Source organism: Filimonas zeae (genome assembly GCF_014641615.1).
In the GTDB taxonomy this organism is placed as follows: Bacteria; Bacteroidota; Bacteroidia; order Chitinophagales; family Chitinophagaceae; genus Filimonas; species Filimonas zeae.
In genome coordinates this window covers 289,283-302,551 of record NZ_BMIB01000006.1, presented here as the reverse complement: position 1 = coordinate 302,551, position 13,269 = coordinate 289,283, and the positions used below count along the sequence as shown (strand labels likewise).

At 43.3% G+C, this 13,269-nt stretch carries 14 protein-coding genes; 11 read left to right on the top strand and 3 right to left on the bottom strand.

Annotation, left to right across the window (positions count from 1 at the left end; translation table 11 throughout):
- The first annotated feature begins 1 nt into the window (after position 1).
- From IEY13_RS27460 to IEY13_RS27430, 7 genes are read left to right on the top strand one after another with little or no spacing between them, the layout of a single operon-like run.
- On the top strand, positions 2-727 hold the full coding sequence (locus IEY13_RS27460) for a type III pantothenate kinase (protein WP_188958541.1): 726 nt from the start codon (positions 2-4) through the stop codon (positions 725-727).
- A gap of 6 nt (positions 728-733) precedes the next feature.
- A complete protein-coding gene (lptC, locus tag IEY13_RS27455) occupies positions 734-1,297 on the top strand; it encodes an LPS export ABC transporter periplasmic protein LptC (protein ID WP_188958538.1) in 564 nt (187 codons plus the stop codon).
- 30 nt (positions 1,298-1,327) lie between these two features.
- On the top strand, positions 1,328-2,593 hold the full coding sequence (locus IEY13_RS27450) for a hemolysin family protein (protein ID WP_188958536.1): 1,266 nt from the start codon (positions 1,328-1,330) through the stop codon (positions 2,591-2,593).
- 32 nt (positions 2,594-2,625) lie between these two features.
- Positions 2,626-3,483, top strand: coding sequence for a twin-arginine translocase subunit TatC (tatC, locus tag IEY13_RS27445; RefSeq protein WP_188958534.1), 858 nt, complete (start codon positions 2,626-2,628; stop codon positions 3,481-3,483).
- 20 nt (positions 3,484-3,503) lie between these two features.
- Complete coding sequence (rpiB, locus tag IEY13_RS27440) at positions 3,504-3,959, top strand: ribose 5-phosphate isomerase B (protein WP_188958532.1); 456 nt, start codon at positions 3,504-3,506, stop codon at positions 3,957-3,959.
- Positions 3,960-3,971: 12 nt separating this feature from the next.
- On the top strand, positions 3,972-5,504 hold the full coding sequence (locus IEY13_RS27435) for a M28 family peptidase (protein WP_188958530.1): 1,533 nt from the start codon (positions 3,972-3,974) through the stop codon (positions 5,502-5,504).
- Between the two features lie 6 nt (positions 5,505-5,510).
- Entirely contained in the window at positions 5,511-6,191 is a 681-nt protein-coding gene (locus IEY13_RS27430; RefSeq protein WP_188958528.1) for a CPBP family intramembrane glutamic endopeptidase, read from the top strand.
- Here the strand turns inward: IEY13_RS27430 and IEY13_RS27425 are convergent.
- On the bottom strand, positions 6,133-6,672 hold the full coding sequence (locus tag IEY13_RS27425) for a tetratricopeptide repeat protein (RefSeq protein WP_188958526.1): 540 nt from the start codon (positions 6,670-6,672) through the stop codon (positions 6,133-6,135). The genes IEY13_RS27430 and IEY13_RS27425 overlap by 59 nt on opposite strands.
- A 23-nt stretch (positions 6,673-6,695) precedes the next feature.
- Positions 6,696-7,670, bottom strand: a complete 975-nt coding sequence (locus IEY13_RS27420; RefSeq protein WP_188958524.1) for a deoxyhypusine synthase family protein — start codon at positions 7,668-7,670, stop codon at positions 6,696-6,698.
- 108 nt (positions 7,671-7,778) lie between these two features.
- Here IEY13_RS27420 and IEY13_RS27415 point away from each other — a divergent pair, with 108 nt between their 5' ends.
- From IEY13_RS27415 to IEY13_RS27405, 3 genes are read left to right on the top strand one after another with little or no spacing between them, the layout of a single operon-like run.
- On the top strand, positions 7,779-8,960 hold the full coding sequence (locus IEY13_RS27415) for a glycosyltransferase family 87 protein (RefSeq protein ID WP_188958522.1): 1,182 nt from the start codon (positions 7,779-7,781) through the stop codon (positions 8,958-8,960).
- 2 nt (positions 8,961-8,962) lie between these two features.
- Complete coding sequence (locus IEY13_RS27410) at positions 8,963-9,889, top strand: glycosyltransferase family 2 protein (protein ID WP_188958520.1); 927 nt, start codon at positions 8,963-8,965, stop codon at positions 9,887-9,889.
- A complete protein-coding gene (locus IEY13_RS27405; RefSeq protein WP_229688042.1) occupies positions 9,886-10,671 on the top strand; it encodes a polysaccharide deacetylase family protein in 786 nt (261 codons plus the stop codon). The genes IEY13_RS27410 and IEY13_RS27405 overlap by 4 nt, the downstream gene beginning before the upstream one ends.
- An 82-nt stretch (positions 10,672-10,753) precedes the next feature.
- Here IEY13_RS27405 and IEY13_RS27400 read toward each other — a convergent pair whose 3' ends face one another.
- On the bottom strand, positions 10,754-11,194 hold the full coding sequence (locus IEY13_RS27400; RefSeq protein WP_188958518.1) for a hypothetical protein: 441 nt from the start codon (positions 11,192-11,194) through the stop codon (positions 10,754-10,756).
- 672 nt (positions 11,195-11,866) lie between these two features.
- On the opposite strand from IEY13_RS27400, the gene IEY13_RS27395 reads away from it, so the two are divergent.
- Positions 11,867-13,267, top strand: a complete 1,401-nt coding sequence (locus IEY13_RS27395; RefSeq protein WP_188958516.1) for an alpha/beta hydrolase family protein — start codon at positions 11,867-11,869, stop codon at positions 13,265-13,267.
- Positions 13,268-13,269: the final 2 nt, after the last annotated feature.

Here is a 13,269-nt window from a genome sequence, read left to right as displayed (position 1 = left end):
TATGCAAACAACACTGTGCTTTGATTTTGGAAATACACGGCTTAAATGTGCCGTTTTTGAGGGTGAGCATTTAAAAGATCTGCTGGTGCTGGAAAATGGAACACCAGACACTATTGAAGGCCTGATAAAAACCTGGCAGCCTGCCAAAAGCATACTTTCTTCTGTTATTAACCATGATGTTGCGATAGAGGAACTGCTGGCAAAACATACCCGGTTTCATAAGCTTAGCCATATCAGCAAGTTGCCTGTTACTTCACCGGTAGGCAAACCGGAAACCATTGGTGCCGATAGGCTGGGGCTGGTAGTGGCTGCAGTGCATATGTTTCCGCAACAGCATAATCTGGTAATAGGCCTGGGCTCATGCATTACCTATAATTTTGTAAACAAATTCAGCGAGTTTTTAGGGGGTGGTATTTCTCCGGGGTTGGAAATGCGTTTCCGGGCTATGCATGAATACACAGCCAAGCTGCCGCTGGTAAAACCTGACTGGAATTTTCCGCTGGTAGGGTACGATACCAGAACCAATATGTTAAGCGGTGTAATACTGGGTATGAGTAAAGAGATTGACGGTATTATCGAAGCTTATAAGGAGAAGTACACAGAATTTAACGTATTGCTAACCGGGGGGGATATGAATTTTTTTATGCCTCATCTGAAAAGCAATATTCTTGCAGAGCCTTATCTTATTTATAAAGGGCTGTATGCAATAAGTGAACATAATAGCTGATAGTATATGAAGCTTACTATTAAAAGCATCTGGATATTGCTGCTGGTAGCTGCGGTTGCCGGATGTGAAAACAATATCAACGAAGTCCGGGCGCTGGGGCAAAAGAAAACGGGGGTGGAAGAAGGCATTAAGATTGAAAGTTTTTTAAGCCAGGACAGCAAAACCAAGGCAAGATTAACTGCGCCGGTAATGCTTCGTTATATGATGGATACGCCGCGTACCGTGTTTCCTAATACACTGCATGTAGATTTTTATAACGATACGCTGGCAGTAGAAAGTACCTTATTTGCTAAATACGGCACTTTTGCAGAGAATGACCGTAAGGTGCTGCTGCGGGATAGCGTTATAGTAATTAACCGGATAAAACATGATACCCTTACTACAAATGAGCTGTGGTGGGACCAGAACCGGCAGATTTTTTATACAGACAAACCTGTGGCCATTCGCCAGCCGGATCAAAAACTGGATGGCCGTTTTGGCATGAAAGCTGATCAGAATTTTAAGGAATGGACTTTGTTTGATGCGTCTGGTCTGCTGAAGGTGGAGGATTCTACCAGCTTCGTTCCTTAATTTACGACAGTTTTATATTATTTTCGGTATATGTCAAACCTGCAAACACTGTTGTTGCTTTTAGGTACCCTGGTGCTCGCCGGCTTTTTTACCGGTATAGAACTGGCGTTTAACAGCGCCAACCGTTTGAACATTGAGTTGAAGAAAAAGCAGGGCCACCGCAGCGGTATTATTCTTTCGCGCTTTATGGATAATCCGGCCACTTTTATGAGTACCTGTTTAATAGGTTACGTCATTTGCCTGGTGGTGTACGGTTTACTATTCAGCCAGCTGGTTAGCAGTTCTGCTGCCGAGTTGCTGCATGTGCGTATTAACAATCCATGGATTAAGCTGGGGGTAAACTCTTTATTTGCCACTATGCTGGCGCTGGTGGTGAGCGAGTTTCTGCCGCGGGCAGTTTTTCGTCGCCGTAACGATTCTATGCTCATTTTTTTTGCACCGGTAGCCAATCTGTTTTACAATCTGTTTCAGCCACTGGCTACCCTGCTGGTGGGTATTTCCTCCTGGGTATTGCAAAACATTTTCAACATACGGGTAAAGGAAAAATCGGAGGCGTTTACTAAGGTAGATCTGGAGGCGTTTATGCAGCAGAGCTACGAGGTAGATGAGGATGCGCTGGAAAATACCACCGACCTTATTGAGAACGCCCTGTCGCTGCCCAATGTTAAAATACGGCAGTGTCTGGTACCCCGCACTGAAATTGACGGTATTGAAATGCATGCCACCATTGAAGAGGTACGCGCAAGGTTTATTGAAACCAAACTGAGTAAAATGGTCGTATATAAAGATAATATTGACAATATTATGGGTTATATACACCAGCTTGACCTTTTTAAGAAGCCCAAAGATATTGAGGCGGTATTGCTGCCTATTCCCGTGGTACCCGAAAGCATGAGTGCTACAGACCTCATCAGCAAATTTTCTAAAGAGCGCAAAACCATTGCCTGGGTGGTGGATGAGTTTGGCGGAACGGCTGGCATTGTTACCATGGAAGATGTGCTGGAAAAGCTGTTTGGTGATATTAAGGACGAATACGATACGGAAGAGTCTGCCGAGCAGCAGCTTTCTGAAACGGAGTTTATATTCTCCGGCAGGTTATCACTGGCCCATCTTAGTGAAAAATACGACCTCACCTTCCCCGAAAAGGATTCAGAAACACTGTCGGGCTATATCATCAACGCTCATAACGGCATTCCTACCCGTAAGGAGCGCATTATTATCGACCACTACGAATTTGATATTGAGAAGGTGAGCGATACCCGTATAGAAACGGTGAAGATGAAAGTATTACGCTAACTTCGCACACCTTAACATCTTATCTGAAGTTCATGGCAAGTATTTTTTCCCGGGGAGGTGACAGCAGTAAAGCGGAGATGTCTTTTGTGGACCACCTTGAAGCTTTACGGTGGCATATCATTCGTTGTGTTATAGTAATACTGGTACTGGCGGTTGTTATATTTCTGAATATACAATGGGTTTTTGACAACGTAATAGCAGGGCCTATTAACCCTGATTTTGTGAGTTACAAGGCTTTATGCGATTTCAGCCACTGGGCGCACCTGGGCGAAGCCCTTTGTTTGCCTCCGGTAAAGGTGGAAATGCAAACCACTACTTTTGGCGGTCAGTTTCTGAGCAGTTTTACCATAGCGTTTGTGGGTGGTTTTATGCTGGCGTTCCCCTATATATTCTGGGAATTCTGGCGTTTTGTACGGCCTGCTTTACGCGATAAAGAATTGAAAAGCACCCGTTTTGCTATTTTCTGGGTTTCTTTTTTCTTTTTTACCGGCGCAGCCTTCGGGTATTTTATTCTGGGACCATTTACGTTTAATTTTCTGGCCAGTTTTAATATCAGTAATGTGAATCTGATGATTGCCCGGCCTACACTGAGTGATTATCTGGATAATCTTACCAATATCATTTTAGGTTGCGGAATTGCCTTTGAGTTGCCTGTGCTTGCTTTTGTGCTTACTAAAATAGGACTTGTAACTCCCTCTTTTTTGCGACGGACCCGCAAATATGCCATTATTGTTATTCTGGTAGTGGCTGCCTTAATTACTCCCAGTCCGGACTTTGTTAGTCAAACGCTGGTATTTATTCCTTTGTTTACTTTGTATGAAATAGGGGTGCTTGTTTCTGCCCGTGTTTACAAAGAAGAGCAACAAAAGGAAAAAGAAGAGTGGAGCTAAAAGCATAATCTGAATATATTATGAACAACAGTTTTGATTTGTCTAAACCTGTGGCAATAGGTAGCGACCATGCCGGTTTTGAATATAAAGAAGCCACTATTAAATGGCTTACGGAAAAAGGCATTCAGGTAAAAGACCTGGGCGCTTTTTCCACCAGCTCTGTAGATTACCCTGATTTTGCGCACCCGGTTTCTGCTGCAGTGGAAAGTGGTGAGGCTGCTTTTGGTATTTTGTATTGCGGCTCTGCCAATGGCGTGGCTATTACGGCCAACAAACACCAGGGCATACGGGCAGGGCTTGCCTGGGATAATGAAGTGGCCAAACTGATACGTTTACATAATAATGCCAATATCATTTGTATGCCGGCACGCTTTATAGCTTTACCACTGGCGCTGGATTTACTGACTACCTTTATGAACACGGCGTTTGAAGGTGGCAGACATGGCGACAGGGTAAATAAAATAGCTTGCCACTAAACATAATATTCTATGCAAAAACTGCTTATGGTGCTTTTGCTGGCTGGCGCTGCTACAGGCGTTGCTGCGCAAAAGAACAAAACAGCGGTGCGCTATTCCAAAGAAGTGAAGGCCTCCGCTTTAAAAGAGAAACTGACCATTATTGCTTCTGCTGACATGGAGGGCCGCGAAACGGCTACTGCCGGCCAACGCAAAGCAGCTGCTTATATTGAGAGCGAATTTAAGCGCCTGGGCCTTCAGCCGGGTAACAACGGAAGCTTCCAGCAAACATTTCCGGTGTATATGGATACGCTAAGTGCTGCTAAGCTGAACATAAACGGTACTGCGCTTTCTTTCAGTAAAGATTACAGCATTGGCTTGCAAACTATACGTGATACCTCTGCTGTAGTAAAAGAGATTGTGCTGGCAGGATATGGTGTTACGGATTCTATTTACGATGATTATAAAGACCTGGAAGTAAAGGGAAAAGTGGTGCTGATAGCGGAAGGCGAGCCTAAACTGGAAAACGGTAATTACCTGCTTACCGGAACAGACAAGCATTCCCGCAGCGCGAGCCTTTTTGCCAAGGTAAACAATGCCCGCAAACACGGTGCTGCACTGGTTTTATTTTACCAGCAGGCTATGCTGAAAAGCGTATCGTTAAAAGGAGGCATGTATAATAAGCCTACGGTTTTTCTTGCGCAGGGGCCTAATGTTATTACGGTTAATGCGCCTGTGCTGGAAGCGGTTGCGAAAGGTTTATCTACCGATTTGAATGAGATGATTGCGAGTGGGCACTCCTTATCTACCAACTTTACGGTTGATATGCAACTGGAGTTGAAGAAGCAAACACTGCAGCTGGAGAGCACCAACGTAATTGGTATTCTGCCCGGAACGGACAAGGCAGAGGAATATGTATTCATCACCGGCCACTACGACCACCTTGGTAAAAGAGGTGATGTTATTTATTACGGAGCAGACGATGATGGATCTGGTACTACTGCTGTATTGCAGCTGGCGCAGGCTTTTGTAAAAGCCAAAGACAAAGGTGCCGGCCCACGTAGAAGTATTGCATTTATGACTGTATCCGGTGAGGAAAAAGGCTTGTGGGGCAGTGAATATTATACCGACCATCCTACGTTGAGCCTGGACAAGGTGACGGTTGACCTGAACATTGATATGATTGGTCGTATAGATCCTCAGTACAAAGGAGACTCTACCAAATATGTATATGTTATAGGTGATGACAAGTTAAGCAGTGAGCTTACGCCTATTACTGATAGTGTGAACAATAATTATGTAAAGCTGGAGCTGGACCGCAAATTCAACGATCCTAAAGATCCGAACCGTATTTATTACCGTTCAGACCACTACAACTTTGCCAGAAAGGGCGTTCCAATTCTCTTCTATTTTAACGGCACTCACAGAGACTATCATATGCCTGGTGATACGGTGGATAAGATTGACTTTAAGCAGATGGAGAAACGTGCGAAACTGGTATTTTTTACTGCATGGGATATGGCTAATCGTGATAACATGCTGAAGAGAGATATTCCGCTTAAATAAAGCAGATTGGAAGAGCAGGCAGATATTTTTAATAATGAAAAGGTAAGATGGGGCGTTATTTTTTACGCCCTTTATCTTTTTGTGTGCCTGCTGATAAAACATACCAACTGGTTTGTTACGTACGACCGGCTTTTTTTTATGGAGTTGCTGCTGGCATTTATTACCACCTGTTTTGTAGTGGCTAACCGTAAGGCATTGCGGCCTGTATTATCACTGCGGCACCTGAAGTTGGGTATGGCATTGCTAAGCATAGGCATGGCTGTTGTTTTTTCTATTATTACCCATAGAATTATTGCTGAGTTGCCTATACAGGTTAGAAATGCCGGGGTGCATTATTACAGCAGTTTTCATCGCTATTTTTCTCCTACGCTGGTAATGATTTACTCGGTAGCTTTTATGCCTGCCTTATTTGAAGAGCTTGCTTTCAGAGGAGTGCTGTACCACTATTTTAAAGATGTTACCGATGAGCGGAGGGTGGTGTTTATTACAGCGGTTATTTTTTCGGCCATGCATCTGAACTCCGTATCGCTGCTATGGCTGTTTCCGCTGGGTTTGTTATTAGGCTACCTGAGAAAAAAACACCATACCGTGTGGTATGGTGTCTTATTTCATTTTACGTTTAACTTTCTTATTTGTCTGCAGATGCTGTACCGTCACCTGCCTTTTCCGCTTTCATTAATTCAATAATGTCAAGCTTGGTGCGGCAACGCTCCATATCCAGCTGATAGTCTTTAATTTTCTCGTTGCTAAAGCTGTGCAGTATGGCCTTCTGATAGTTTTTAATAGCTTCTTCGTAATAACCCTGCATTTCGGCTACCATACCGTAACGGTAGTGTACCCACGCTTTATCAACGGTAACAATGTTCATACACTTCTCCAGGTGCTTCCGGAGATCGTTGATACGTTCAAGATCTATATACAAACTGGCGAGGTGAAAATACGGATGCGGGTATAACGGGTCACTACTCATGGCCGTTAAAAAGTGCCTTTCCGCCTTTTCGTAATTGTCAAACTGTGTTTTATACAACCAGCCAATAGAATTGTGGGCAGGCGCAAAATCCGGCTCTTCGTATATGATGCTTTCATGTTTTTGAAAGGCATCATGGTAGTTGCTGTTTCTTATATCAGCTTCCGCCTCCAGGTATATCTCTTCTACTTTGGTTGTCATAATGTATCCTCTCTTAGTTTATATTACTGACCCAGCAGGTAAGCAAAAATGAGTGGCGCCACAATGGTAGCATCACTTTCTACAATAAACTTAGGGGTATTAATGTCCAGTTTGCCCCAGGTAATTTTTTCGTTGGGAACTGCGCCGGAGTAGGAGCCGTAAGAAGTAGTAGAATCTGAAATCTGACAGAAATAACCCCAGAAAGGAACATCATGCCATTCCAGATCCTGATACATCATAGGTACTACGCAAATGGGGAAATCGCCGGCAATACCGCCACCAATCTGAAAAAAGCCAACGCCTTTACCACTGCTGTTTTGTCTGTACCAATCAGCCAGCCAAACCATATACTCAATACCGTTTTTAACGGTAGAAGCTTTCAGTTCGTTTTTAATAACATAGCTGGCGAAGATGTTACCGGTAGTGCTGTCCTCCCATCCCGGAACCACAATCGGAATATTCTTTTCTGCTGCAGCTACAATCCAGCTGTCTTTCGGATCAATTTCATAATACTGCTTCAGATCGCCGCTTAATACCACCTGATACAGAAACTCGTGCGGAAAGTAGCGCTCGCCTTTGGCTTCTGCATCCTGCCATGCTTTTACCAGGTGCTTCTGTAAACGGCGGAAAGCTTCTTCTTCCGGAATACAGGTATCGGTAACGCGGTTATAATGGTTTTCCAGCAAATCCCACTCATCCTGAGGAGTAAGATCGCGGTAATTGGGAACGCGTTTATAGCTTTTGTGGGCAACCAGGTTCATTACATCTTCTTCCAGGTTGGCGCCGGTACAACTGATAATCTGTACTTTATCCTGACGTATCATTTCTGCCAGAGAAATACCGAGTTCTGCTGTACTCATGGCTCCGGCCAGGGTAATCATCATTTTACCACCTTCGGCCAGGTGTGTTTCATACCCTTTGGCAGCATCAATCAGTGCCGCACCGTTGAAATGGCGGAAATGATGCTGTATAAATTGCGAAACAGGACCTTTACTCATCGTTCAGAATTTTAGGGAGCAAAAGTAGCCCATTTTTAACACTTTAAATATCGATTAAGAGTGTTGAGCGGTCTTATTTACATTTCTTTGTCCTATATATTTGTTAACATGAACTTTTTATTCTCCAGGCTTCGCATTGGTAAATTTAGTATTGCTTTGCCCGTTCTTATCTGGTTTGGTCTGGCGCTTACTGCAGTTTTACTTGAGTTGTCGCGCTCTTCCATTAATAATTATATCATATTCAAAAATGTGTTCTGGCACTCTGTTCATCAAACGGATCTGTATGCTTTTTATCCTGCAGAATATAACGACTTAAACCACTACGGTCCTCTTTTCGCGGTGCTGATTGCGCCGTTTGCTATACTACCTGATGTGGCTGGCGTACTATTATGGAGCCTGGTAAATGCCTGGGTATTGTTTTATGCTATTAAGAAACTGGGGTTTGATCAGAAGCTTTTTTATGGTATTCTGCTGCTTTGTGCCATTGAGTTAATGTCGGCAACGCATCATGTGCAATACAACCCGATGGTTGCGGGTATGATAGTACTGTCTTTTGTAATGATTGAAAAGGAGAATGAGCTGTGGGGAACTTTCTTTATTGCATTTGGCTTTTTAACCAAACTGTATGGTGTTGCGGGGCTTACCTTTTTTCTGTTCAGTAATCATAAGCTAAAGTTTATAGGATATTTTGCTATGTGGCTGGTGGTTTTGTTCTGCCTGCCCATGATAATATCTTCTCCTTCTTTTGTAATTGACAGCTACAAGGGGTGGTGGGAAAGTCTTTCTTCCAAAGATGCGGCTAACGCGGTTGTGTCTGTTGCCGGTGGTTTACAGGATATTTCTGTAACGGGCATTGTGCGGAGGATAACACAGAACCCGGCTATAGGCGATCTGATTTTTCTGGCACCTGCTGCGGTACTGTTTGCATTGCCACTTTTGCGGTTTTCGCAATACAAAGCTCCGGAGTACCGGTTGCGTTATCTGGCGCTGGTATTAATTACAGTTGTTATTTACAGTTCTTCCGCAGAATCGGTAACTTATATTATTCCTGCTATTGGTATAAGCCTGTGGTACATACTACAGGAAGAGAAAACCGGTTGGGTAAATGCAGTATTGGTATTCTCGTTGTTTTTAACCAGTCTGGCTACTACGGACTTATGTCCGTCTTATATACGTAATCACTTTGTAAGGCCTTATGCTTTAAAGGCATTGCCTGCATTTATTATCTGGTGCTTGCTGATTAAGGAAGTAGCTTTTAATACTTTCCACCCCAAAAGAGTTTATGATTAGCTATGACAAAACTGGTATCAGTTGTTGTTCCGGTATATAATGAGAAAGACAATGTAGTGTTGCTGTCGCAAACCCTTCGCGATACATTTGCAGTGCTGCCTTACCGTTATAATACCATTTTTGTGGATGATGGCAGTACAGATGGTACAGCCGATGTTATCCGGCGGCTGGCCGCAGAAAATAAGCATGTACGGTATATTTCCTTTTCCCGGAATTTTGGTCACCAGGCTGCTTTAAAAGCTGGCTTGGATATGGCAGACGGCGACTGTGTTATCAGTATGGATGGTGATATGCAGCACCCACCGGAACTGATACCGGTTATGCTGCAGAAATGGGAAGAGGGGTACGATGTGGTATACACCCTTCGCCGGGAAGATGAAAATCTGAGCTATTTTAAGCGTACTACTTCCAATGCCTTTTATTCTATGCTTAACCGTTTATCGGATATTACTATTGAAAAAGGTGCGGCTGATTTTCGACTGCTTAACCGCAATGTAGTAGAGGTGGTACGGAACTTTCAGGAATCTGACCTGTTTTTCAGGGGCCTGGTAAAATGGAGTGGTTTTAAGCAGTTGGGAATAGAATATGATCCTGCGAAAAGAAATTCGGGTGTATCCAAATACACTTTTAAGAAAATGATGCGGTTTGCGCTGCAAGGCATTACCTCATTTAGTACCAAGCCGTTATACGCTGCTATTTATCTGGGCTTTGTGTTTTCTTTACTGGCACTACTGTACATACCCTATGTTTTATACAGCTATTGGATGGGGCATGTAATTTCTGGCTGGGCTTCTATTATTGTTACTATTGCATTTTTTGGCGGGATGCAATTGATGATATTGGGTATTATAGGATTATACCTGGGCAAGCTGTTTATGCAAAGCAAAAAACGCCCCATATACATTGTTAAAGAGTCGAATATTTCATGAGTAAACAGCGCTTGATTCTGGTTAGTTTTGATGTGGAGGAGTTTGATATGCCTTTGGAGTACCAGCACGCTATTGGTGTGGCGGCGCAAATGCGTGTTGGATACGAGGGATTGCAGAAAATGATGCAGGTAATTGATGCTCAGAGCAGCTTTACAGGCACTTTTTTTACTACTGCTAATTTTGCGAACGAATATGCTTCCGATATCCGGCAAATAAGTGAAAAACATGAGATAGCCTCGCATACATACTTTCATACCGATTTTGAAGTGCCACATTTGCTGCAAAGCCGGGCAAAGCTGGAAGAAATAACCGGTAAGCCTGTTTATGGACTTCGTATGCCGCGCATGCGGCCGGTAGCCATGAAGGATGTGGAGGAAGCCGGCTATCTGTACGATTCTTCTGTCAATCCCACCTGGATACCAGGCCGTTATGATAACCGGCACAAACCACGCACGTTGTACCGGGAAGAAGGGATGCTACGTTTACCTGCTTCGGTTTCTCCACGCTGGCGTATTCCGCTATTCTGGCTATTGTTTAAAAACACACCTTATACGGTATTTAAGATGTTGACGCTGCAAACTTTACGGAACGATGGGTATGTGTGTTTGTATTTTCACCCCTGGGAATTTATAGATATACGTGGGTATGGTTTGCCAGGTTATACACGCAGATGGTGTGGCGAGCAATTGCGAGACCGTTTGGACAGACTGTTGAAAGATCTGGCAACTGAGGGTGAGTTTGCTACTATCTATGATATGCTGCAGCAGCAACGTACTGTTTAACAAGCGTATGTGACATATTATAACAGAAAAGGCTCCTGTATAGGAGCCTTTTTACCGATTTTGCAACAAAACTTATAAACTGTTAGATGCGGGATTTCTTGAAAACAGATACTTCCCCTTGTGCACTAACCTGTAAAACTATTTTAGACTGGGCGCCTACTAATGAAACATAGTAGTTTAATCCATCTCTTACATTGTCGAACTCAATGGTTTCCTGAATCTGATAGGCAGCATATTTTTCTGCAATGGTTTTAGCTGCACGTACAGGTAATTTTTCGTTGGCTACTGCGTAGCTGGTACCGATTAATTCACCGTCTACATCGTAAAAAGCTTCCATTTTCTGGCTGTTTAGTACAAAAGACGCTTTTACAAATGATTCGCCTGTTTTCCAGTGTACATTAGAAGCTCCTTCAAACTGAGTTTGGAAATGGTTCAGCACTTTCGTGTTGATGTTTGTGTTATCTGCAAAAGCATTAGCGGAAATTGCAATAACCATCAAAGCGGCGATAAATAACTTTTTCATGGCTTGTGAGTTAAGATTTTATAGATAGTTTCTTTTGATTTGGTTTGTCGTTTCTTTCTGTTGAATTGACAAGTCAAAAGTAGAACGGGGAGGCACACAAGTCAATCAAATTGTGATAAAGGAACACCAGAGGGAATATTAATTAGGATGAGTGGTAATTAAAATGTGCTGAAAAAAGATGGAAGGGCGCTGGAATGCAGTCCTGGCGTGAGAAGGAAGGTTTTCCTTAAAAAAATCACAAAGTGTGTAATCGTTTGATTAAAAGTGAGGAACGGCGAAAGCAGTTGTGACGAACGGTCTCAAAACAGTTTTAAAACTCCGCTTAAACGGAAACAGCAATTTTGGTTGCACAGTAGCTTTGGTTGCAGGATGGAAAGATAGAACTTAAATTCTACAAAACAAAAACAAAAAAACACTATATGAGAAAATTTTGCCACTTACTGGGGTAAATAACCGTTTATCCGAACCATTTCGTTGGTAAAAAATGCACTTTATGGGGAGCGACTCATAAAATTTTGAGGGATGACGTCCGTTTTTGGCAGTTTTAGTTACTCTATAAGAAATAAGGGTAATTGAAAAGGCCAATTTGGAGATATTAGCGGGTGTTTAGACATTTGTTTAATACTGGTTGTGCCTGAAAAAGCCAGATTGAGCAGTTACAAAAATGAGCTTATGAAAAAATGGATATTACTAATAGTAATTACGGTGGCCACTACGGCTTTGTATGCGCAGCAGGCAAATATTGCCGGTAAATGGGTGGGGCGGTTTGGTGGACAGGCCACCCTGGTGTTTCATTTTAAAAAAACAGGCGATTCTTTGTCGGGCACTTTTGATAGCCCACGTGAAAATGCTTTTGGCATACCCCTGTCGTCGGTTGCTTTAGCAGCTGATACGGTGGTGGTTACGGTAAAACCGCTCCGCGTTAATTTTAAAGGTAAGCTTACAGGCGATACAGCCATCAGCGGTTCCTGGCTACAGGGTGCGGCTATATTACCTATTACCTTTATTAAAACCCCGGAGTTGCGGCCGCAGCAACCGGTTGCACCATTTAATTATAATAGTGAGGAAGTGGGTTACGACAATGCCGATAAAAGCGTGCATTTTGGAGGCACTTTTACTTATCCGAAGAAAGGCGGTCCGTTTGTTACTGCTATTTTAATTACTGGCAGCGGGCAGGAAGACCGGGATGAAACTATCCGGGGGCACAAGCCTTTTGCAGTAATTGCCGATTACCTTACCAAAAACGGATATGCGGTTTTACGTGTTGATGACCGTGGTGTAGGTAAAACTACCGGAACACTGGAGGGGGTAACCTCTCAGGATTTTGCCAGAGATGTGGAAGCGGCTATTGACTATGTAAAAAGCAGGAAAGAAGTAAACGCGGCCCGGATAGGCCTTATTGGGCATAGTGAAGGTGGATTGATTGCGAATATTGTTGCAGTACAGCGCCCGGCTGATGTATATTATATTATAAGTCTGGCTGGCCCTGGGGTAAGAGGCTCTGTGCTGATGGCAGAGCAGAACGAAAAAATACTAACGCAGCAAGGGGTGCCGGCCCACGGAGTAGCCTTTTATAAAAGTTTTATACGGGAGGTAATGGATTCTTTAACCCTGGAATCGGATTCTGCTGCTATTTACCGGAGGGCGAATCTGGTTTTTAACAAATTGAAACAGAGTACGCCTGATTCTGCTATTGCTTCTTTAGGTATATTTAGTGATATGCAGGCGGGAATGCTGATGAAGAAAGTAGCAGGTAACCTGGCGGGTAGCTGGATGAAGTATATGATTACTTCCGATCCGGCGGCTTACATAGAAAAACTCAGTTGTAAATACCTGGCTTTGAACGGATCTGAGGATGTGCAGGTGGTAGCATCGCTGAATTTGCCGGGTATTGAAGCCGCTTTAAAAAAAAGTAAGAGTACCGGTTATGTGGTAAAGGAAATACAGGGTGTAAATCACCTTTTTCAACACTGTAAGCTGTGTACGGTAGCTGAATATGGCGACCTGGAAGAAACTTTTGCACCTGACGCTTTGAATGTGGTTACAGAATGGCTTAATGGGCATGTTAAATAGAA